The following is a 376-nucleotide window of genomic DNA, read 5'->3' on the forward strand; positions in this document are numbered from 1 at the left end:
CCCTCCCCGGAACGGGGAGGGCGGTCGAGCCGCAGGCGAGACCGGGTGGGGAGGGCGGAGCAATCCGAGTCCGGTCGCCGGGCCGCCCCCACCCCGTCGCTTCGCGACGACCCTCCCCCACGAGGGGAGGGAGAGGGCTGTGCAATCGTCGCGGCCGCCCGGTCCTGGCTCGGCACGCCGTATCGGCATCAGGCCAGCATCAAGGGCGTGGGCGCGGACTGTCTGGGCCTGGTGCGCGGGGTGTGGCGTGAGGTGGCAGGCGAGGAGCCCACGGTCTTGCCGGCCTATTCGGCGGACTGGGCCGAGGTCGGTGGGCGCGAGACGCTGCTGGAGGCGGCGGGGCGATGGATGCGGCCGGTTGCGGTCGTGGAGATGC

The 376-nt window shown here is 74.7% G+C and carries 1 pseudogene; it reads left to right on the forward strand.

The features are described 5' to 3' along the window. Window positions 1-45 precede the first annotated feature (45 nt). Window positions 46-376: pseudogene (locus tag B3T77_RS02735) on the forward strand (peptidase); the annotation flags it as partial.

Source organism: Brevundimonas sp. UBA7838, from assembly GCF_002500885.1.
Classification (GTDB): domain Bacteria; phylum Pseudomonadota; class Alphaproteobacteria; order Caulobacterales; family Caulobacteraceae; genus Brevundimonas; species Brevundimonas vesicularis_C.